The sequence below is a fragment of the Kitasatospora sp. NPDC057692 genome (genome assembly GCF_042799475.1).
Classification (GTDB): Bacteria; Actinomycetota; Actinomycetes; order Streptomycetales; family Streptomycetaceae; genus Kitasatospora.
The window spans coordinates 1-20,560 of record NZ_JBHVIV010000046.1 but is presented as its reverse complement, the minus strand read 5'-3'; the positions used below and the strand labels follow the sequence as shown (position 1 = coordinate 20,560).

General features: G+C 73.2%; 21 protein-coding genes. 17 read left to right on the top strand and 4 right to left on the bottom strand.

Annotation, left to right across the window (positions count from 1 at the left end; translation table 11 throughout):
• Positions 1-51 precede the first annotated feature (51 nt).
• From ACFVFS_RS24330 to ACFVFS_RS24315, 4 genes are all read left to right on the top strand, one after another.
• Positions 52-417, top strand: coding sequence for an ATP-binding protein (locus tag ACFVFS_RS24330; RefSeq protein ID WP_380626785.1), 366 nt, complete (start codon positions 52-54; stop codon positions 415-417).
• Complete coding sequence (locus ACFVFS_RS24325) at positions 414-644, top strand: hypothetical protein (protein WP_380626784.1); 231 nt, start codon at positions 414-416, stop codon at positions 642-644. Before ACFVFS_RS24330 ends, ACFVFS_RS24325 begins: the two co-directional genes overlap by 4 nt.
• Positions 644-883 carry a hypothetical protein gene (locus ACFVFS_RS24320; protein ID WP_380626783.1) on the top strand — a complete coding sequence of 80 codons (240 nt, stop codon included), beginning with the start codon at positions 644-646 and terminating at the stop codon, positions 881-883. The genes ACFVFS_RS24325 and ACFVFS_RS24320 overlap by 1 nt, the downstream gene beginning before the upstream one ends.
• Positions 884-992: 109 nt before the next feature.
• Positions 993-1,640, top strand: a complete 648-nt coding sequence (locus tag ACFVFS_RS24315; protein ID WP_380626782.1) for a GNAT family N-acetyltransferase — start codon at positions 993-995, stop codon at positions 1,638-1,640.
• 53 nt (positions 1,641-1,693) lie between these two features.
• On the opposite strand, the gene ACFVFS_RS24310 is transcribed toward ACFVFS_RS24315, so the two are convergent.
• Both ACFVFS_RS24310 and ACFVFS_RS24305 read right to left on the bottom strand, forming a co-directional pair.
• Positions 1,694-2,368: a heme oxygenase (biliverdin-producing) gene (locus ACFVFS_RS24310; protein ID WP_380626781.1), complete on the bottom strand. Its 675-nt coding sequence runs from the start codon at positions 2,366-2,368 to the stop codon at positions 1,694-1,696.
• 219 nt (positions 2,369-2,587) lie between these two features.
• Positions 2,588-3,079 carry an inorganic diphosphatase gene (locus tag ACFVFS_RS24305; protein WP_344344657.1) on the bottom strand — a complete coding sequence of 164 codons (492 nt, stop codon included), beginning with the start codon at positions 3,077-3,079 and terminating at the stop codon, positions 2,588-2,590.
• A gap of 143 nt (positions 3,080-3,222) precedes the next feature.
• On the opposite strand from ACFVFS_RS24305, the gene dacB reads away from it, so the two are divergent.
• From dacB to folE, 6 genes are all read left to right on the top strand, one after another.
• Positions 3,223-4,821, top strand: coding sequence for a D-alanyl-D-alanine carboxypeptidase/D-alanyl-D-alanine-endopeptidase (dacB, locus tag ACFVFS_RS24300; protein WP_380626780.1), 1,599 nt, complete (start codon positions 3,223-3,225; stop codon positions 4,819-4,821).
• 822 nt (positions 4,822-5,643) lie between these two features.
• Positions 5,644-6,828, top strand: coding sequence for a zinc-dependent metalloprotease (locus tag ACFVFS_RS24295; protein ID WP_380626779.1), 1,185 nt, complete (start codon positions 5,644-5,646; stop codon positions 6,826-6,828).
• A gap of 243 nt (positions 6,829-7,071) precedes the next feature.
• A complete protein-coding gene (tilS, locus tag ACFVFS_RS24290; protein ID WP_380626778.1) occupies positions 7,072-8,211 on the top strand; it encodes a tRNA lysidine(34) synthetase TilS in 1,140 nt (379 codons plus the stop codon).
• A gap of 71 nt (positions 8,212-8,282) precedes the next feature.
• Complete coding sequence (gene hpt, locus ACFVFS_RS24285; protein ID WP_049654051.1) at positions 8,283-8,837, top strand: hypoxanthine phosphoribosyltransferase; 555 nt, start codon at positions 8,283-8,285, stop codon at positions 8,835-8,837.
• A gap of 225 nt (positions 8,838-9,062) precedes the next feature.
• Complete coding sequence (gene ftsH, locus ACFVFS_RS24280) at positions 9,063-11,117, top strand: ATP-dependent zinc metalloprotease FtsH (RefSeq protein ID WP_380626776.1); 2,055 nt, start codon at positions 9,063-9,065, stop codon at positions 11,115-11,117.
• Between the two features lie 112 nt (positions 11,118-11,229).
• Positions 11,230-11,835 (top strand): GTP cyclohydrolase I FolE, encoded by a 606-nt coding sequence (folE, locus tag ACFVFS_RS24275; RefSeq protein WP_030309924.1) that lies wholly within the window; start codon positions 11,230-11,232, stop codon positions 11,833-11,835.
• 43 nt (positions 11,836-11,878) lie between these two features.
• Here the strand turns inward: folE and ACFVFS_RS24270 are convergent, their stop codons facing one another.
• Positions 11,879-12,679: a ferritin-like domain-containing protein gene (locus tag ACFVFS_RS24270; protein WP_380626774.1), complete on the bottom strand. Its 801-nt coding sequence runs from the start codon at positions 12,677-12,679 to the stop codon at positions 11,879-11,881.
• A gap of 128 nt (positions 12,680-12,807) precedes the next feature.
• Positions 12,808-13,962 carry an alpha/beta hydrolase gene (locus ACFVFS_RS24265; RefSeq protein ID WP_380626773.1) on the bottom strand — a complete coding sequence of 385 codons (1,155 nt, stop codon included), beginning with the start codon at positions 13,960-13,962 and terminating at the stop codon, positions 12,808-12,810.
• Positions 13,963-14,338: 376 nt separating this feature from the next.
• Between ACFVFS_RS24265 and ACFVFS_RS24260 the strand changes: the two genes are divergently transcribed.
• The 7 genes from ACFVFS_RS24260 to ACFVFS_RS24230 all read left to right on the top strand — a co-directional run.
• Entirely contained in the window at positions 14,339-16,177 is a 1,839-nt protein-coding gene (locus ACFVFS_RS24260) for a phosphatidylglycerol lysyltransferase domain-containing protein (RefSeq protein ID WP_380626771.1), read from the top strand.
• A 157-nt stretch (positions 16,178-16,334) separates the two neighbouring features.
• A complete protein-coding gene (gene folP / locus ACFVFS_RS24255; protein WP_380626769.1) occupies positions 16,335-17,204 on the top strand; it encodes a dihydropteroate synthase in 870 nt (289 codons plus the stop codon).
• A gap of 25 nt (positions 17,205-17,229) precedes the next feature.
• On the top strand, positions 17,230-17,730 hold the full coding sequence (locus tag ACFVFS_RS24250; protein ID WP_380626768.1) for a nuclear transport factor 2 family protein: 501 nt from the start codon (positions 17,230-17,232) through the stop codon (positions 17,728-17,730).
• A 257-nt stretch (positions 17,731-17,987) separates the two neighbouring features.
• Positions 17,988-18,347, top strand: coding sequence for a dihydroneopterin aldolase (gene folB / locus ACFVFS_RS24245; RefSeq protein ID WP_380626838.1), 360 nt, complete (start codon positions 17,988-17,990; stop codon positions 18,345-18,347).
• A gap of 58 nt (positions 18,348-18,405) precedes the next feature.
• Entirely contained in the window at positions 18,406-19,005 is a 600-nt protein-coding gene (folK, locus tag ACFVFS_RS24240) for a 2-amino-4-hydroxy-6-hydroxymethyldihydropteridine diphosphokinase (protein WP_380626767.1), read from the top strand.
• Positions 19,006-19,184: 179 nt separating this feature from the next.
• Positions 19,185-19,679: a DUF3180 domain-containing protein gene (locus ACFVFS_RS24235; RefSeq protein ID WP_380626766.1), complete on the top strand. Its 495-nt coding sequence runs from the start codon at positions 19,185-19,187 to the stop codon at positions 19,677-19,679.
• Between the two features lie 122 nt (positions 19,680-19,801).
• A partial coding sequence (locus ACFVFS_RS24230) for a hypothetical protein (protein WP_380626765.1) occupies positions 19,802-20,560 on the top strand: 759 nt, incomplete at its 3' end.

Sequence of the window (20,560 nt, the reverse complement as noted above, 5' to 3'; positions counted from 1 at the left end):
CCGCGGCGACGTTCCCTCTGCTCTCCCCTCCCACTCCCATGGAGGTCTGTCATGCGTGCCCTCAACCCGCCGGACTGCTCCATCGCCCGCACCGAACTCCGTGCCATCCTCCGGTCCGCCGGCTGGCCGCCCGACGTCATCGCCGACGCCGAACTCGCCTTCCACGAGCTCTACATCAATGCCTGGCAGCACGCGGGCTCCCCGTCCCCGGCGGTCCTGGTCTCCCTCCAGCCCGCCGTGCTCCGTGTCGCCGTCTGCGACGGGTGTCCCGACCTGCCCGAGTCCCGCGTGAGCGCCGATCCCTACGCCGTCTCCGGGCGAGGACTTGACCTCGTGCGCGCCCTCACCCACCGCTTCGGCGTCGAACCCGTCAAGACCGGCAAGGTCACCTGGTTCGAGCTGGACGCCGCCGCGTGAAGATCCCCCTCGAACCCCACGACCCGTACCTGCGCACCTACACCGAGCCGGAGGTCACCGCGCTCCTGCGCGAACTCCACGACCGCGGCAAGCCCTTCGGCGTCCAGTGGGCCTCCGCCCGCGTCAACGGCGCCACCGTTGACGGTCGTCTCCTCGTCGCCTTCGGGGACACCTCCGTCGCCACCCTCCTCAACCTCCTCGAACTCCTCCGTGAAGCGAGCCGGTGATGACCACCCTCTGCATCGGCGCCCTCGCCGTCCTCCTCGCCCTCGCCCTCGCCACCGTGATCACCGGCGTCCTCACCACCCTCAAGATCGGCCCGCCCCCGCCGCCCATCACCCGCCACGGCCGCTGGGAACTCCGTACCTCCCCCGAGGGCGCCCCCGAATACGCCTGGATCGCCCGCCAGGCCCGCCACTTCAGCCCCGAAACCAACCCCGACAACCGCCGCCGCGCGCGCCGGTGACAACGACGCCGGAGCAGGAAGTCGGAGCAGCCGACTTCCTGCTCCACGCCGCTTCGTGCCGGCGATATCCAGTGGTCCCGGGCGCGATGGATCGGGAGAATTGCCCTGCATGAGCCTGATGACGCACTGGCCGCTCGCCGGACTGCGGCTGACCACCCCGCGCCTGGAACTGCGGCTGCCGAACCCCGGCGAACTCTCCGCGTTGGCCTCGCTGGCGGCCGAGGGTGTGCACGACCCGGCCGTGCAGCCCTTCACCGTCGCCTGGACGGACGTCGAGCCCGAGCAGCGGGCCCGGAGCGTCCTGCAGTACCACTGGCGCTGCTGGGGGGTGTGGCAGCCGGAGGACTGGGAGTTGAACCTCGTGGTGCTGCGGGACGGCGTCGTCGTCGGCACCCAGGGCATCAGCGCCCGGGACTTCGCGATCCGTCGCGAAGTGCACACCGGGTCGTGGCTCGGCCGGAGCCACCACGGGCAGGGCCTGGGGACCGAGATGCGCGCCGCCGTCCTCCACCTGGCCTTCGCCGGGCTCGACGCGCGGCACGCAGTCTCGGGCGCCTACGCGGACAACGCGGCTTCGCTGGGGGTGTCGGGCAAGCTGGGGTACCGCGAGGACGGCATCGAGCACCACGTCGTCCGCGGGAAGTCCGTCGTCCTGCGCAGGCTCCGCCTCACCGCCGACCGGTGGCGGGAGAGCGAGCGGGTCGCGGTGAAGACCGAGGGACTGCGGGAGTGCCTTCCCTGGTTCGGCCTGGGCTGATACGCAAGGAGCAGGAAGTCGGCCGGTCCGACTTCCTGCTCCCGTTCAGTCGTTCAGGCGCTCAGCGGGTACCGGGTGTCCAGGTCGCGGAAGAGGGCGCCGTTCAGCTGGAAGGCGCGCTTGCACTCCTCGACCACCCGGCGGCGCTCGACCTCGTCCATGGCCAGGCCGGCGGCGTCCAGCTTGGCCCGGTAGTCGCGCTTGAAGGCGGCCGGGTTGTCCACGCCCTCGAAGACGTAGAACCGCACGCCGTCGCCCTTGCGCTCGAAGCCCCAGGTCTTCTCGGCGATGCCCCGGATGATCTGGCCCCCGGACAGGTCACCCAGGTAGCGGGTGTAGTGATGGGCGACGTAGCCCGCCGGCCACTGCGCCGCGAGCTCCTCCAGACGGGCGACGTACGCGGAGGTCGCGGGCAGCGGGGCGAGCCCCTCGCGCCAGTCCGGACCGCGCAGGTGGGCCAGGTCGCGCTCGATGGCCTCGGTCCGCAGCACCGCGGGATCGATGAACGGGCCGGCCACCGGGTGCTCCGACAGCTCGGCGGTCCGCTCCTCCAGCGCGCGGTAGACGAACCAGAGCTGGCCGGTGAGGTCGGCGTAGGCGTCGACGCCGAGGTGCCCGCCGAGCAGCCTGCTCATGAAGGACGACTGTTCCGCGGCCTCGTGCTCGGCACTGCTGGCGGTGCGCAGCACGGTGGAGAACGGGACGACGGGCTGCTCGGGTATGGGCATGCGGGCCTCCAGAGATCGAGTACACCCCCGATTGCTTTGGTTAGCCTAACCTAATCTCCTGTCATGCCGACAGGGTGTCGGGAAGAATCGCCCGCCCCCGGGAACGGCGAAGGCCGGGATCCGCGGAAAACTCCGCGAACCCCGGCCTCCGACTGCCTCGACCTACCTCGAAGCGCCCCGGCGGACGGACCGCCGGACGGACGAGATGGGCACGACGGCTCAGTGACCGCCCTGCTCCGCCAGGCGCTTGATCGACGCGGTGACCTCGGCCTCGGCCTCGGTGCGGCCGACCCAGTTGGCGCCCTCGACGGACTTGCCCGGCTCCAGGTCCTTGTAGACCTCGAAGAAGTGCTGGATCTCCAGGCGGTCGAACTCCGACACGTGGTGGATGTCCTGCAGGTGCTCCCAGCGCGGGTCCGTCGCCGGGACGCAGAGCAGCTTGTCGTCGCCGCCGGCCTCGTCCGTCATCTTGAACATGCCGATGACGCGGCACTTGATCAGGCAACCGGGGAAGGTCGGCTCGTCCAGGATGACCAGGGCGTCCAGCGGGTCACCGTCGTCCGCCAGGGTGCCCTCGACGTAGCCGTAGTCGGCCGGGTAGCGGGTCGAGGTGAAGAGCATCCGGTCGAGCCGCAGACGGCCGGTCTCGTGGTCGACCTCGTACTTGTTACGAGAGCCCTTCGGGATTTCGATAAGGACGTCGAACTCCAACGGTTCCTCCAAGGTAGGGACTGACAGAATCCAAGTGTCTCCTACGGGAGTGAGTGCTCAGGAAAGGGGCCGGGTCGGTGCGAGCAGGGGCTGGGTCGGGAGACCGACGCGGGGGGACGGCCGCCGGGCTGTTCGGGGCGGCGTTGCTGGTCGCCGGAACGGTGCTCGGCGCGGGCGGTGCGTACGCGCAGCCGTCCCCGACGCCGACCGGATCGGCCTCGCCGGGTGGCCGGACCGCCGGGAACGCCCAGGGGGACGAGGACGAGGGCAACGGCCGACGGGACGACGGCAAGGGCGGCAAGGGGGACAAGGGGGACCGGAACGGCACCGGGCCGGGACACCGGACCGGCGAGTCGCCCCACCCGTCCGCGAGCGCCACCGGCCCCGCCCCCGGTGCGCCGGCACCCGCCGGGACCGCCACCACCCCGCCCGCCGCCAAGTCCACCGGGGCCGACCGGCCGGCGCCCGCCGGGACGGTGCTGGCCGCCGCCGGGGCCGGACCGGACACCGGGCTGCCCACCGCCCAGGGACTCCAGCAGGCGCTCGCCGCCGTGCTCGCCGACAAGAACCTCGGCACCGTCGGCCTGGCCGTCGCGGACGCCGCCGACGGCCAACTCCTCTACGGGAACGGCGAGAACGCCGCCGTCACCCCGGCGTCCACCACCAAGCTGGCCACCTCGATCGCGGCCCTGTCGCTGATCCCCGGCGACACCCGGCTCGCCACCAGGGTCGTCAAGAACGCGGCCACCGGCGGGATCACCCTCGTGGGTGGCGGCGACCCGACGCTGACCGGCCTGCCTGCCGACCAGGTGCAGATCGGCGGCGTCCCCGCGGACCCGGACACCGCCCCCGCCTCGCTGGACGCGCTGGCCCGGCAGACCGCCGCCGCGCTGAAGACCGCGGGCACCACCGCCGTCGCGCTCGACTACGACGTCTCCCTCTACACCGGCGCCCCGCTGCACAAGAACCACGACAACGAGAACATCGCCGCGGTGACGCCGCTGATGGTCGACGAGGGCAAGGCCGACCCGAAGAGCCGCGAGGACGCGCCCGCCCGCGTCGGCGATCCGGCCTCGGCGGCCGCCGAGGCCTTCGCCAACCTGCTCAAGGCCCAGGGCATCACCGTCCAGGGCAAGCCGAAGCAGGCCACCGCGCCGGCCGCCGCCGACGCGCCCGTGCTCGGCCGGGTCGAGTCGCCGACCGTGGCCCGGCTGGTCGAGCGGCTGCTGACCACCTCCGACAACACCCTCGCCGAGGCGATCGCCCGGCAGGCCGCGATCGCCGCCCACCAGCCGGCCAGCTTCGAGGGCGCCGCCACCGCCGTGACCCAGGAACTCGCCCGGCTCGGGGTGCCGACGGCCGGCGTGGTGATCAACGACGGCAGCGGCCTGCACACCGGCAACGCGATCCCGCCGGTCGTCCTGGTGAAGCTGCTCGCGCTGGCCGCCTCCGCCCAACACCCCGCGCTGCGCCCGGTGCTGACCGGCCTGCCGATCGCCGGATTCACCGGCACCCTCGGCAAGCGCTTCGGCTCCACCTCGGGCGCCGCGGACGCGGCCGGCCTGGTCCGCGCCAAGACCGGCAGCCTGAGCGGCGTCAACACCCTGGCCGGCACCGTCGTGGACGCCGACGGCCGCCTGCTCTCCTTCGCCCTGATGACCCGCACCACCGCCCCCGCCGACACCGCCCGCACCGCGATGGACCGCGTGGTGGCCCGCCTCGCCGCCTGCGGCTGCCACTGACCCCCGCCGTGAGCCCCGGCCTCGTGGTTCCCGCCCCGGGGCGTTCCGCCCGGCCGGGCCCGTCCTTCGGGCGGGGCCGGGAGTCCCGAGTGACGTGCCCTGGCCCTTCGGCTTTCAGCGGGGAGGCCCGGCCTCGCGGTTCCCGCCCGGGGGGTCTACCCGAGGCGGGCCCGCGCTCCCGGTCGGCCGACCGGGAGCCCACGTGACGCGCCCCGGCCCCGGGTGGGCCTGGCACGGCCGGTGGGCCGCTCGTGCCGGGGTGATCGTCGGCGGTCGGGGCTGGGCCGGCGCTGTGGGTCGAGTGGTTGGTTGAGGTTCTGGTGGGTTTTTCGGGTGCGGGGTGACGCCGTTCTGGCGTGTGCGGTGCCGGGACGCTCGGGTGCGGTCGATGGTTGGGGCTGCGCGCGTGGTGGTGGCGCTGTGGGTCGAGTGGTTGGTCGAGGTCCGGGCGGGTCTTTCGGGCGCGAGGTGAGGCCGTTGTGGCGTGTGCGGGCGGTGGCTGCCGGAGTGTCCCGGGGAGGGGCGGCGGCTGCGGCCCGCAGGTCGTATGGGGGGCCGTCAGAGCCGGGTGGCCGTGCCCGGGGTTCCCCGGTGCGGCCGTGTCGGCAGGGGTGGGCGCCCTGCGGGTCGGGGCGGGGTGGCTCCGCCGAGGTGGCGGGGCGGCGTCCCGGTGCGGGTGGGTGCTTCGGGTGCCGGGCCGGGCCGGCACCGCCGCGGTGGGCCGGGGCTGCGGGGCTCCGGGCGTCGGCGGGCGGCCATCGACCGGCCATTGACCGGCCGTTCCGGCTCCCCCAGGCGGGCGGGAGCACGTACGGTGAGGGCATGACGAGCGCGAGCGGCGGTGCCGACATGGTCGACTGGAATCTCGCGGTCGCGACCGCGACCAGGTTGGTGCGGCCGGGGCCGGAGGTGAGCCGGGCCGAGGCGGCCGCGGTGGTCGCCGAGCTGCGCCGGCACGCGCTGGCGGCCGAGGAGCACGTCCGGGGGTTCACCGGCATGCGCTCCAGCAGCCTGGCCGAGGCGGCCGCGACCCCGGTGCTGATCGTGGACCGGCCCGGCTGGGTGCGGGCCAACGTGGCGGGCTTCCGCACCATCGTGCAGCCGCTGGTGGAGAAGCTCCAGGCGCGCCGGACGAACGGGTCGGCCTCCGCGGTGTTCGGCACGGTGGGGGAGAAGGCCACCGGAATCGAGGTCGGTGCGCTGCTGGCGTTCCTGGCCACCAAGGTGCTCGGCCAGTACGAGACCTTCGCCCCGGGCGAGCCCTCGCTGGAGGCGCCGGACAGCCCGGCCGCGCTGTTCGACAAGCCCCGGCTCGGCCCCGAGGGCCCCGGCCCCGGCCGGCTGCTGCTGGTGGCGCCCAACATCGTGCACGTGGAGCGGGAGTTGGACGTCGACCCGGCCGACTTCCGGCTCTGGGTCTGCCTGCACGAGGAGACCCACCGCACCCAGTTCACCGCGGTGCCCTGGCTGCGCGACCACATCCAGTCCGAGGTGCAGTCCTTCCTGGCCGAGACGGACGTCGACCCGGGCGCGCTGCTGGAGCGGCTGCGCGACGCCGCCGGCTCGCTGGGCGCCGGGCTGCCGGGCCTGGGCGGCGGCCGGGGCGACAACGCCGCGTCGTCGGCCGGGCTGCTGGAGATCGTCCAGTCGCCCGCCCAGCGGGAGATCCTCGGCCGGCTGACCGCCGTGATGTCCCTGCTGGAGGGACACGCGGACGTCGTGATGGACGGCGTGGGCCCGGCCGTGGTGCCGAGCGTCGCCGAGATCCGCGAGAAGTTCCAGCAGCGCCGGGACCGCGGCGCCAACCGGCTGGACCTGGTGCTGCGCCGACTGCTCGGCATGGACGCCAAGCTCCGCCAGTACCAGGACGGCGCGGTCTTCGTCCGGGGCGTCGTCGACCAGGTCGGCATGGAGGGCTTCAACCGGGTCTGGACGTCCCCGAACACCCTTCCGACCAAGGAGGAGATCCACGACCCCGCCGCCTGGGTGGCCCGCGTCGCGCGGTGACACCGGGGAGGCGTGCGCCCAAACCCGTTCGTACGGGTGGTCCAGCCGTGCACATGGTGGGTGAAGATACGTTTCTTCATTCACCCGAACGTGGGACGGTGGTCGTACCGGTGGCGCGGGTGGCGTAGCGGGTGCCTCCTTTCTGCCACCATCTGTGAGCGCCCGGTAACAGGGCGCGCACGGATGCGCGGTCCCCCGCCGCGTTCCCCGCCGTCCTGTCCCCCTCCGCGAGGAGTCGTCGCCGTGGGCCCTCACCCCGCCGTCGCCGCGATACGCCTGGCCGTTCGCCGCACCCTCACCGACCTCGCCGCCGAGGTCGGTTCCACCTTCACCGCGCCCGCCCGGGAGCCGCACGAGCGCACCGGCGGCGCGCCGCTGGCCGCCGCGCTGCCCGTCGCCGCCGTCGGCACCACGCTGATCGGCAACGCCCACCGCCACCCCTCCGGGCTGCCCCGCACCCCCGCCGCGCCCGGCTCCCCGCTGGTCCTGGTCGCCGTCAGCGGCGGTGCGGACTCCATGGCGCTCGCCATCGCGGCCGCCTTCGAGGCCCCCAAGATCGGTCTGCGGGTCGGCGCCGTCACCGTCGACCACGGCCTGCAGGCGGGCTCCGCCGACCGCGCCGCCCAGGTCGCCGGCCGGCTGCGCGAGCTGGGCCTGGACCCGGTCGAGGCGGTCGCCGTGCGGGTCGGCCGGGCCGGCGGTCCGGAGGCGGCCGCCCGGGACGCCCGCTACGCCGCGCTGGACGAGGCAGCCGAGCGGCACGGCGCGGTCGCCGTCCTGCTCGGCCACACCCGCGACGACCAGGCCGAGACCGTCCTGCTGGGCCTGGCCCGCGGCTCGGGCTCCCGCTCACTGGCCGGCATGCCGGCCCAGAAGGGCCGCTACCGCCGTCCGCTGCTGGAGCTGGACCGGGCCGCCACCCGGCAGGCCTGCTCCGCCCAGGCGATCCCGGTCTGGGACGACCCGCACAACTGCGACCCGGCCTACACCCGTTCCCGGGTCCGCCACGAGGTGCTGCCGGTGCTGGAGAAGCACCTGGGCGGCGGCGTGGTCGAGGCGCTGGCCCGCACCGCCCGGCTCTTCCGCGACGACGCCGACGCGCTCGACCAGTGGGCCGCGCTGGCCGAGCGCGACATCCGTGCGGGCGAGGGCGCCCTGGACGCCGTGAAGCTGGCCGAACTGCCGCCCGCCGTGCGCCGCCGGGTGCTGCGCCGGGCGGCGCTGCGGGCGGGCTGTCCGGCCGGCGACCTGTTCGCCCGGCACCTGGAAACGATCGACCTGCTGGTCACCGGATGGCGCGGCCAGGGGCCGCTGCACCTACCCGGGGGCGTCGAAGCGACCCGGCGGTGTGGCACGCTGGTCTTTCGGCGACAGGGCGACTGACGGGCGCGCATGCCCCGGGGGAGCCGGCCGCCGGCCATCCAGACCCCGACACGTTTGAGGACGTATCCCCGGTGGACCAGAACGACATGGGCGCTGACCTCGCGAAGGTGCTCATCAGCAAGGACGAGATCGACGCCAAGCTCCTGGAGCTGGCCGAGCGCATCGACCGGGACTACGCAGGCAAGGACCTGCTGATCGTCGGCGTCCTCAAGGGGGCCGTGATGGTCATGGCGGACCTCGCCCGCACCCTGCACTCGCAGGTCACCATGGACTGGATGGCCGTCTCCTCCTACGGGATGGGCACGAAGTCGTCCGGCGTCGTGCGGATCCTGAAGGACCTCGACACCGACATCGCCGGCCGCGACGTGCTGATCGTCGAGGACATCATCGACTCCGGCCTGACCCTGTCCTGGCTGCTCGGCAACCTGGGCTCGCGCGGCCCGGCCTCCCTGGAGGTCTGCGCCCTGCTGCGCAAGCCGGACGCCGCCAAGGTCGAGATCGACGTCAAGTACGTCGGCTTCGACATCCCCAACGAGTTCGTCGTCGGCTACGGCCTCGACTACGCGGAGAAGCTGCGCAACCTGCCGTTCATCGGCACCCTCGCCCCGCACGTCTACGGCGGCTGAGACCCGTTCGGGCGACGGGCGGGAACAGCAGCCTGTTCCCGCCCGTTGGATCCGGGGGACCATAGAAGAACGCCGTATCGCCGTGCTCCCGCCCTATGGCGGTCGTACTGCGGTACGGTCCAATCAACCGCTCTTCACATGAGCAGTGACCGAATGCGCCGGCGGCCCAGAGCCACGCGGCGCCGTTGAGTGGCAGGAGGGACGGGGCGGCAACGCCCCGCATGGATGGACGTCAAGCGATACTTCCGTGCGCCGATCATGTGGATCGTGCTGGCCGTCCTCGCCGTCATCGTGCTGATGCAGGTCGTTTCGGACTCGAACGGCTACAAGACGGTGGACACCGGTCAGGTCGTCGCAGCGATCGACGCGAAGCAGGTCAAGTCGGCGCAGATCACCACAGGTGATTCGAACACCATCAAGATCCAGCTGAAGGACGGGGCCAAGCTGCCCGCCGTGAGCAGCGGCAAGGCGCAGTCCGGCAGCAAGTTCCAGGCCTCGTACATCGGCGACCAGGGCGTCGCGATCGCCGACAAGCTGCAGGCCCAGATCAACGACAACGACCAGAGCACGCTCTCCGAGGGCTACACCGTCAGCCCGGAGAAGCAGAGCACCCTCGTCAGCCTGCTGCTGTCGATGCTGCCCATTGTGATCATCGTGCTGGTCTTCCTGTTCCTGATGAACCAGATGCAGGGCGGCGGCTCGCGCGTCATGCAGTTCGGCAAGTCCAAGGCGAAGCTGCTCACCAAGGACACCCCGAAGACCACCTTCGCCGACGTCGCCGGCGCGGACGAGGCGGTCGAGGAGCTCCACGAGATCAAGGAGTTCCTGCAGGAGCCGGCCAAGTTCCAGGCCGTCGGCGCCAAGATCCCCAAGGGCGTGCTGCTCTACGGCCCGCCCGGTACCGGCAAGACCCTGCTGGCGCGCGCCGTCGCGGGCGAGGCCGGCGTGCCGTTCTACTCGATCTCGGGTTCCGACTTCGTCGAGATGTTCGTCGGTGTCGGCGCCAGCCGCGTCCGCGACCTCTTCGAGCAGGCCAAGGCGAACGCCCCGGCGATCGTCTTCGTCGACGAGATCGACGCCGTCGGCCGGCACCGCGGCGCGGGCCTCGGCGGCGGTCACGACGAGCGCGAGCAGACCCTCAACCAGCTGCTGGTCGAGATGGACGGCTTCGACGTCAAGGGCGGCGTCATCCTGATCGCCGCCACCAACCGCCCGGACATCCTGGACCCGGCGCTGCTGCGCCCGGGCCGCTTCGACCGCCAGATCGCGGTCGAGCGCCCCGACCTCCAGGGCCGTCTGGACATCCTCAAGGTGCACCAGAAGGGCAAGCCGATCGCGCCCGACGTCGACCTCTCGGCCGTCGCCAAGCGCACCCCCGGCTTCACCGGTGCCGATCTGTCGAACGTCCTGAACGAGGCGGCGCTGCTGACCGCCCGCTCGGACAAGAAGCTGATCGACAACAACATCCTGGACGAGGCGATCGACCGCGTCGTGGCGGGTCCGCAGAAGCGCACGCGGATCATGTCCGACAAGGAGAAGAAGATCACCGCGTACCACGAGGGCGGCCACGCCCTGGTGGCGGCGGCCTGCCAGTACAGCGACCCGGTGCACAAGATCACCATCCTGTCCCGCGGCCGGGCCCTCGGCTACACCATGGTGCTGCCGGAGGAGGACAAGTACTCCACCACCCGCAACGAGATGCTGGACCAGCTGGCGTACATGCTGGGCGGGCGCGCGGCGGAGGAGCTGGTCTTCCACGACCCGACCACCGGTGCCTCGAACGACATCGAGAAGGCCACCGCCACCGCGCGGGCCATGGTCACCCAGTACGGCATGACCGAGCGGCTGGGCGCGATCAAGTTCGGCAGCGACAACGCGGAGCCGTTCCTGGGCCGTGAGATGGGCCACCAGCGCGACTACTCCGAGGAGGTCGCCGGGCTGGTCGACGAGGAGGTCAAGAAGCTCATCGAGGCCGCGCACAACGAGGCCTGGGAGATCCTGGTCGAGAACCGCGACGTGCTCGACAACCTGGTCCTGGAGCTCCTGGAGAAGGAGACCCTCAACAAGGAGCAGATCGCCGAGATCTTCGCGCCGATCGTCAAGCGCCCGGCCCGTCCGGCCTGGACCGGCTCCGCCCGCCGGACGCCGTCCACCCGCCCGCCGGTGCAGTCCCCGAAGGAGCTGGCGCTCACCAACGGTGCCGCCGCCGCCGTCGAGGCCGCCCCGGCCGACGTGGTGAAGCTGCCGCCGCTGCCGGTCGAACCGCCGACCGAGGACTGACGGGAGCTCCGGCACCCGACGGAATGGATGCCGCGTCACCGGGGTTTGTACCCTGGAGGCGCGGCATCCGTGCTGTTCAACCCTTGTTCGTCAACCAGTAAGCGAGGCCCGCATGATCGACCCGGTGACGCTCGACGGTCCGCCCGCCGTCGGCACCTTCGACCAGAAGCGCGCCGAGAACGCGATCCGCGAGCTGCTGCTGGCCGTCGGGGAGGACCCGGACCGCGAGGGCCTGCTGGAGACCCCGGCCCGGGTGGCGCGGGCCTACAAGGAGATATTCGCGGGCCTCTGGCAGGAGCCCGAGGACGTCCTGACCACCACCTTCGACCTGGGCCACGACGAGATGGTGCTGGTCAAGGACATCGAGCTGACCTCCGTCTGCGAGCACCACCTGGTGCCGTTCCGGGGCGTCGCGCACGTCGGGTACATCCCGTCCACCAGCGGCAAGATCACCGGCCTGTCCAAGCTGGCCCGGCTGGTCGACGTCTACGCCCGCCGGCCGCAGGTGCAGGAGCGGCTCACCAGCCAGGTCGCCGACGCGCTGATGCGGATCCTGGAGCCGCGCGGGGCGATCGTCGTGGTCGAGTGCGAGCACATGTGCATGTCGATGCGCGGCATCCGCAAGCCCGGCGCCAAGACCATCACCTCCTGCGTGCGCGGGCAGCTGCGCGACCCGGCCACCCGGGCCGAGGCGATGAGCCTCATCATCGGGCGCTGACCGGGTCGCGGCGGCCCCGTCGGGCCGGACGGGCGCGGGCCGATCAGATCGGCTCGCGCTCGTGCTCGTGCTCGGTGTGCGGCGGCGCCGGGGTGCCCAGCGCGTTGCGGCGCGCGGGCATCCGCAGCCGCACCATCCGCCGCCAGCCGTACAGCAGGTCGTACAGGTAGAGCGCCCGCACCCCGGCCGCGACCACGGCCAGCTGCCAGCGCGGCCACCCGAGGATCCCCGCCATCCGGGACGTCACCGCGAGGCCGACGTCCCGGTGGGTGCGGATCTCGCCGCGGGCGCTGGTCTCCAGCACGTGCCGGATGTACGGCCCGTGGCCCGCGGAGGCCAGCCGCAGCAGCTCCTCGTGGCAGTAGGCGAGGTGGTTGTCCTCGTCCGCCGAGATCATCCGCATCGCCCGTCCGAGGTCGGGGTTGTCCCCGTAGACCTTGACGAGCTGGCGCATCTGCTCGGCCGCGCGCTGCTCGGTGACCCGGCTGTGCGCCAGGTAGGTGATGATCTCGCGGTCGGTCAGCGGGACGGCGGTGGTGAGCCGCTCATGGGCGAGGCCGACGCCCTGGCGCTCCAGCAGCATGCAGTAGTCGGCCTCGGCGGGCACGTCGACCTTCGGCAGGCCGCGCTTGTGGAGCAGTTGGGCGAAGATCCGGCCGTGCTTGCGCTCGTCGGCGCCGTGCCGGGCGATCTTCGGGGCGAGCACCGGGTCGCGCGTGAGCTCGGTGATCCGTTCGTTCTCCCACCCGCCCTGGTCCTCGCCGCCGGCGGCGATGCTGCAGAACAGCTGGTAGGCCTCGTCGTTCCGGTAGATCTCGTCGAAGAGCGATCGGGTGCTGAGCATGGGGCCTCCTGCCCGGATCCGGGGCGGCCCCGGCCGTCGTTCGGCCGGGGCGGTCGAGATACCTCCCCCCGCGGCGGCGGACCCTGTGCCCGACCGGCCGGTATTCACCCTCCTGGGGGTGTTCGGGGTCAGCCGAGGTGGTGGCCCATCCACTCCAGCGAGGCGGGCAGCTCGCGCACCCAGCTCTCGAAGTTGTGGCCGCCGTCGTCCAGGTACATCGACTCCACCTGGAACTGCGGGTTGGCGGCGGCGACCTGCTGGGCCAGCTCGACGAACTGGACGGTCTGCGGGTAGTCGCCCTCCTTGCGGGTGGAGACCACCAGCATCGACAGGGCGGGTGCGGGCAGGTTCTGCAGCCGCCAGGCGAGGTCGCTCTGCTCGGCCGGCGCCCGGTCCCCGCCGAACAGGCTGCCGCCGGTGAACTGGTCCTCGTTGACCTTGAAGTCGGCGTGCAGCCCGCCCGCGCTGCCGAAGACGCCGGGGAAGCGCATCGCCAGCCGCAGCGCGCAGCTGCCGCCGGTCGAGTAGCCGAAGACGCCCCAGGAGGCGGGGGAGCGGCCGATCCGGTAGGCGGAGTGCAGCGCCTCGGGGACGTCCTTGGTGAACCAGGTCTCGGTGCGCGGCCCGCCGACGACGTCCACGCACTCGGTGTTGCGCGGCGGGGTGAGGGTCGGGCGGGCCAGCACCACGACGGCCGGCTGCATCCTTCCGGAGCGCTGGAGCTCCGCGGCGGTCTGGATGACCGGCAGGTCCTTCAGCAGGTTGAGGGTGGTGCCGGGGTAGCCGGCGACGGCCAGCAGCACCGGGAAGCGGGTCAGGCCGAGCTTCGGGTCGAAGTACTCCGGCGGCAGGTAGACGAACATCTGGTCGGACAGTCCGGTCTCCTTGCCGGTGATCCGGACCGACTCGACCTTTCCGACCTCCTCGGGTGCCCCTCTGGGCAGGTCCCCGACGGTCTCCATGCCCCCCTCGGCGGTCGGCTCCAGCAGGGTGTCGTCGGCCGGGGCGCCGCCCTGGTGGTTCTCGTTGCCGGCGAGGGCGAGCTTGGTGCCGCCGGGGCTGAGCAGGTCGTCCCATGAGGTGTAGAACCCGAACGAGTTGTTGACGCTGAGCGCCAGCACCGCGAGCACCGAGGCCTGAGTCACCGTCAGCAGCCCCATCCGGCCGAGCACCGGCAGCGGCCGCTGCCGCGCCAGTCTGGGCCAGACCCAGAGGGTGGTGACGAGTGCCGCCGCACCCAGGGCGAGCAGCGAGTTCATCAGTGCGTCGCTGGTCAGTTCCATACCGTCGGCCTTCCGGTGGGACACTGTCGGTGCAGGCTTCATCGTCTGGCGGTCCGTCAGCCCGGGCCAGCGCGGCTAGGCTGTCCGGGCGCCGGGAGAGCCCGGGAGGCCGACTGCGCTCGTGCGCAACCGACGCCCTAAAATGCGGCGTCCACCGTACGTAGGACGCAAGCGGGGGTCCGTCGCGCCACGCGGTGAGGGGCTCCGGCACCCACCCCTCGGCTCAGTTCTCAGTGCTCCAAGGGCGCCGGTTTACCCTTCTTTTCCGGTTCCTTGGTGTGCGTATTGCTCGATGAAGGAAAAGGAATGAAGGTCCATCACGGCTCCCGTCCCGGAGTGGCCGGACACGCCGCCACAGCCTCTACGCTGAACCCCCATGAGCGTCCCCGTGTCCGTTGAGCCGAGCCCCGAGCAGCCGCCGCGCCGCCGCGGCCTGCAGTCGCTGCGCACCCAGGCGGCCGCCGTTCCGAGGGCCTGGCTCCCCGGCGCGGTCGGCTACGCCTGTCTGCTGATCGGGCTGGTGGACATCGCGAGCGCGGTGTTCCCCAAGCTCCGGCACACCAAGGTGCACACCTTCGCCGGACAGCTGCCCGGCGGCACCACCACCCTGGCCGCCGCCGGAACCCTGATGATCGGCCTGCTGCTGGTGCTGCTCGCGCACGCCCTGCGCCGGCGCAAGCGGCGCGCCTGGCGCGCGGTGTGCGTGCTGCTGCCGGTCGGCGCGGCGCTGCACCTGCTGCGCTGGCACCAGTACGGTCCGGCGGTCGTCTCGCTGGTGCTGTTCGCGGTCATGCTGGTGCACCGGCGCGAGTTCTACGCCAAGGCGGACCCGCGCACCCGCTGGCGCGCCGTGGTCAACCTGGTCGTGCTGGGGGCCTTCAGCGTCCTGCTCGGCCTGCTGATCGTCAGCACCAGGACCAAGTACGAGCTGGGCCACCCCGGGCTGTACCAGCGGCTGGAGCACGTGGTCTACGGGCTCTTCGGCTTCGAGGGCCCGGTGCACTACAACTCGGACCGGATCGAGGACCTGGTCGGCTACCTGCTCGGCGGGATGGGCCTGATCACCGCCTTCACCACCACCTACCTGGCGCTGCGGCCGGAGAAGCCCAAGCCGGAGCTGACCGCCGAGGACGAGGAGAAGGTCAGGGCGCTGCTGGACCGGCACGGCGCGCGCGACTCGCTCGGCTACTTCGCGCTGCGCCGGGACAAGAGCGTGCTGTTCTCGCCCACCGGCAAGGCGGCGATCTCCTACCGGGTGGTCTCCGGCGTGATGCTCGCCTCCGGCGACCCGGTCGGCGACGTCGAGGCCTGGCCGGGCGCGATCAAGGTGTTCATGGCCGAGGCCCGCGAGCACGCCTGGGTGCCGGCCGTGATGGGCTGCAGCGAGGTCGGCGGCGAGGTCTGGACCCGCGAGGCGGGGCTGGACGCGCTGGAGCTGGGCGACGAGGCGATCGTCGACACCGCGACCTTCTCGCTCGCCGGCCGGGCCATGCGCAACGTCCGCCAGATGGTCAAGCGGATCGAGCGCAACGGCTACTCCTGCCAGGTCCGCCGGGTGGCCGAGCTGACCCCGGAGGAGAAGCTGCGGATCGCCGACGCCGCGGCCCGCTGGCGCGGCACCGACACCGAGCGCGGCTTCTCGATGGCGCTCGGCCGCTTCGGCGACCCGGGCGACGACGACTGCGTGGTGGTCACCGCCCACAAGGCGCCCGAGGAGGGCGAGGCCGACGACGACCTCAAGGCCGTGCTGCACTTCGTGCCCTGGGGCCGGGACGGCATCTCGCTGGAGCTGATGCGCCGCGACCGGGCGGCCGACCCGGGCCTGAACGAGCTGCTGATCGTCGCCGCGCTGCAGGCCGTCCCGGCGATGGGGGTTCGCCGGGTCTCGCTGAACTTCGCGATGTTCCGCTCCGCGCTGGCCCGCGGCGAGCGGATCGGCGCCGGGCCGGTGCTGCGCGCCTGGCGCGGACTGCTGGTGTTCCTGTCGCGCTGGTTCCAGATCGAGTCGCTGTACAAGTTCAACGCGAAGTTCCAGCCGGAGTGGGAGCCCCGCTTCCTGGTCTTCCCGAACACCCGCGACCTGCCCCGGATCGGCTTCGCGGCGATGCAGGCCGAGGCCTTCATCACCCTGGGCATGCCCCGCTTCGGCCGCAAGCCGCAGCGCCAGGGGCTGCTGCCGGGCGAGGCGCGGCCGGCGGTCACCGAGGCCGCCTGACCCCCGCCACCGCGCGGCCGGCCCCCGTCGAGGACGCTCCTCGGCGGGGGCCGGCCGCGTCTGCGCGCTCCGCGGCGGACGCCTCCGGGAACGTGTCCCGGACGTGTCGCCAGGGGTGGCCCGGGTGGCCGGAAGCGGACGGTCAGATAATGGGGGTATGAGCGATTCGGTGCCCTTCCCGCTGCCGCCCGGACTGCCGCGGCTGGACCGCTGCGCCGTCATGGGCGTGGTCAACGTGACCCCGGACTCCTTCTCGGACGGCGGGCTGTGGCACGACCCCGCCAAGGCGATCGCCCACGGGCTCGCGCTGCGGGCCCGGGGCGCCGACCTGGTCGACGTCGGCGGCGAGTCCACCCGCCCCGGCTCGGAGCGCGTCCCCGAGGAGGAGGAGCTGCGCCGGGTCGTCCCCGTGGTGCGCGAGCTGGCCGCCGCCGGGGTGGCGGTCTCCGTCGACACCATGCGGGCCTCGGTGGCCGAGCGGGCCGTCGAGGCCGGCGCACTGGTCGTCAACGACGTCTCCGGCGGCCTGGCCGACCCGGCGATGGCCCGGGTGGTGGCCGGGACCGGCGCGCCGTTCGTGGTGATGCACTGGCGCGGGCAGTCCGCCGACATGGACCGGCTGGCCGTCTACGACGACGTGGTCGCCGACGTGGTCGGCGAGCTCACCGCCCGGGTCGACGCGCTGCTCGCCGCCGGGGTCAAGGAGGACCAGCTGATCCTCGACCCGGGGCTCGGCTTCGCCAAGACCGCCGAGCACAACTGGGCGCTGCTCGGGCGGCTCGACGCGCTCACCGCGCTCGGCCGGCCCGTCCTGGTCGCCGCATCGCGCAAGCGGTTCCTGGGTACGCTGCTGGCCGACCCGGAAACCGGGGAGCTGCGCCCGGCCCGGGAGCGCGACGACGCCACCGCCGCGGTGTCGGTGCTGTCGGCGCAGGCCGGCGCCTGGGCGGTGCGGGTGCACGACGTGTCCGGCACGGCGGACGCCGTCCGGGTGGTCGCGGCCTGGCAGCGCGCGGCCCGGCAGTGAAGCGGTTGGCGAAGACGGGAGGGTCATGGCGGGTGACGGCAGGTTGAGCGGGGAGACGGCGGGCCGACGGGCCGGCGGGGCGGATCGCGAGGCGGTCCTGGCCGCCAACCGGGCGCTCTACGAGGCGCTGGAGACCGGCGACCTCGCGGCGGTGGAGGACGCCTGGCTGGGCGCCGACGAGGCGGACGACAAGGGGGGCGTGGTCTGCGTCCACCCGGGGTGGCCGGTGCTGCGCGGGCGGGCCCAGGTGACCCGCTCCTACATGCTGATCATGGCGAACACCGAGTACATCCAGTTCATCCTCACCGACGAGGAGGCGGAGGTGCACGGCGATGTGGCCCTTGTCACGTGCACCGAGAACATCCTTTCCGGCGGCGAGGCCGAACAGGAGGGGGAGCTCGGACCGCTGGTCGGCGGAAAGGTCGTGTCCACGAATCTCTTCCGGCGCACTCCGGCCGGGTGGAAACTGTGGTCCCACCACGGTTCACCCGTTCTGACCAGCGCCGACGAGGACGACGAGGACTGATTCCGGGCCGCGGCGGGAAATCGCGGGAAAACGTCGCCGGACGGTGGCCGGAGAATTCCCGGCAGGTCACCGAACGTTCACGTCAATCGCCATTCCGGTGCGCGTGGCGACGGTTCGTGCCGGGTAGGACGGTCGGGTGTTGTCGGCCCACGCGGGTAGATTCGAAAAGGTCAGCGGCGGGCGCGACGCCCGTCTCCGTCCTGCCCGCGGCCCTGCTCCGGGCGGGGCCCGTCCGACTGGGAGCAGTGATTCGTTTGCTGGACCGCGTCACCCTGCGAGGCCTGCGCGCCCGCGGCCACCACGGCGTCTTCGAGCGCGAGCGGGCCGAGGGCCAGACCTTCGTGGTGGACCTGGTGCTGTACCTGGACACCCGCCCCGCCGCCGCCGACGACGACCTGACCCGCACGGCGCACTACGGGATCGTGGCCGAGGAGGTCACCGCGATCATCGCCGGCGAGCCGGTCGAGCTGATCGAGACGCTGGCCCAGCGGATCGCGGACCAGTGCCTGAAGCACGATCCGGTGGAGGAGGTCGAGGTGACCGTGCACAAGCCGGACGCCCCGATCACCGTGCCGTTCGACGACGTGACCGTGACCATCCACCGGACCCGCGGATGACCCGTACCGTCCGTCCGGTGCCCGCCGTAGGGCCCGTCTCAGCCATAGGGGAAGTCCGATGACCACAAGTGACCCGACCGCCGCCCCGAGCGCCTTCGACCTGGAGCAGCGGGTGGACTCGGTCGACACCACCCTGCACAGCCAGCGGTTCGCCGTGATCGCCCTCGGCTCCAACCTCGGCAACCGCCTGGACACCCTCCAGGGGGCCGTGGACGCCCTCGCGGACACGCCCGGGCTCAAGATCAAGGCCGTCTCCGCGGTGTACGAGACGGAGGCTGTGGGCGGCCCCGCCGAGCAGCCCGCCTACTACAACGCGGTGGTCGTGCTCCGCACCACGCTGCCGCCGCACGACCTGCTGGAGCGCGGCAACGCGATCGAGGACGCCTTCGGCCGGGTCCGCACCGTCCACTGGGGCCCGCGCACCCTGGACGTCGACATCCTGGCCTACGAGGGCGTCGTCAGCGAGGACCCGCGGCTGCTGCTGCCGCACCCGCGCTCGCACGAGCGGGCCTTCGTGCTCGCCCCGTGGCTGGACGCCCAGCCGGACGCCGAGGTGCCCGGGCACGGGCCGGTGGCCGGGCTGCTGGCGGCGCTCGGCGGCCCGGACGCCCAGGGCGTGCGGCGGCGCGAGGACATCCGGCTGACGCTGCCGGAGTAGGCCGCCGCTCCGGGACGGCCCGGAGCGCGCCCGGCCGGTCCGCGCGGGCCGGGGAACTCGTGCGGGGCCGCCGGCCGTACCCATAGGTGTCCGCCCCGGTCCGGGACCCCCCGGGCCGGGGCCCGGTACGGTGGCTGGACGCCGTCGTACCCCGCCGCCCGGGAAAGGACCCCGTCCGAGTGAAGCTGCTCCGCCTCCGCCTGTTGATCGGCATCACCGCCGCCACGACGGCGCTGTCCTGGGCCGGCGCCAAGCTGTGGGCCGCGCTGGACACGCTGCCCGCGGTCCCGGGCGCGGCGCCGGTGGTGCTGGCCGCGGTGGCGGTGATCCTGCTCGCGACCGCGCTCTCGCTGCGCTCGCGGCTGAAGGCGGCGCGCGAGCGGCAGCCCGGGGCGAAGCGGGTGGACCCGCTGGGCGCGGCCCGGGCGGTGGTGCTCGGGCAGGCCAGCGCGCTGGTCTCGGCGGTGGTCACCGGGGTCTACGCGGGCGCCGGGATCTACCTGCTGGGCGAGCTGGACGTGCCGGCCCGCAAGGACCAGGCGATCACCGCGGGCTTCGCGGTGCTGGCCGGCGTGGCGGTGATCGCGGCGGCGCTCTGGCTGCAGCACGTCTGTCGGCTGCCGGAGAACCACGACGACCCGGGCGGGCACGGGCCGGCGGCCACCCATCGCTGACCAGGGCATTTCCGGTGATCTTGAGTGATTTCCCGGATGCGTCCGGTAAAACCGGCGCGCTGTCAAGGGCCGAACCGGACCCTGGGCTGACACGGCCCCAATTCGCACGCTAGTTTCTTGGCATGTCTCGCGGACGCCACCGTCATTCCTCCGTCCTCGGCCGGGTCTTTCCCCCCACCGCCGCCGGCGTGCTCATCGTCGCCGCACTGGGGGCGCTGCTTTTCAGTCAGGACACCGTGCTGGTCCGCTCGGTGGGGGCGGCCGCGGTGCTCGCCACCCTCGGGTTCGCCGTGCTGCTGCGGCAGCGCGACCGGGCCGCGCGGGCGGCGGCCGAGGTCTCCGCCGCGCAGCGGCTGCGGGCCGAGGAGCGGTTCGAGGAGCAGCTCGCCGAGGCCGAGTACGCGGCCGAGGTGGCCGAGGAGCGGGCGACCCGCTTCGGGCGGCGGCTGACCGCCGAGAAGTCGCGGCTGGCGAAGGCCGAGACGGAGATCGCCCGGCTGCTCAAGGAGCGGGCCGTGATGGTCGCCGAGCAGGCCCTCAAGGAGGCCGAGGCGGCCCAGCGGGCGCTCGCCGCGAGCCGGCCCCGGAACCCGGCCAGCCCGGCCGCCTTCGTCCGCGCCTCGGCCGTCCTGCGGCAGCTGGAGCGGCGGGCGGCGCAGGCCGAGGAGCGGCGGGAGCAGGAGGCCCGGCGGGAGGCTGAGCGCGCGGCGGGCGCGGAGGTCGCGCTGCGCGCCCGGACGACCCCCGCGACGACGTCCGCCCCGTCCGCCCCGGCTCCCCAGCGGGTCGTGCCGGCGGTTCCGGCGCCGGCCGCCCCCTCGGTGCCCGCGCCCGGTACGGCGCCCTCCGCGGGCGCTCCCGCGGCGCCCGCGGCCCCGGCC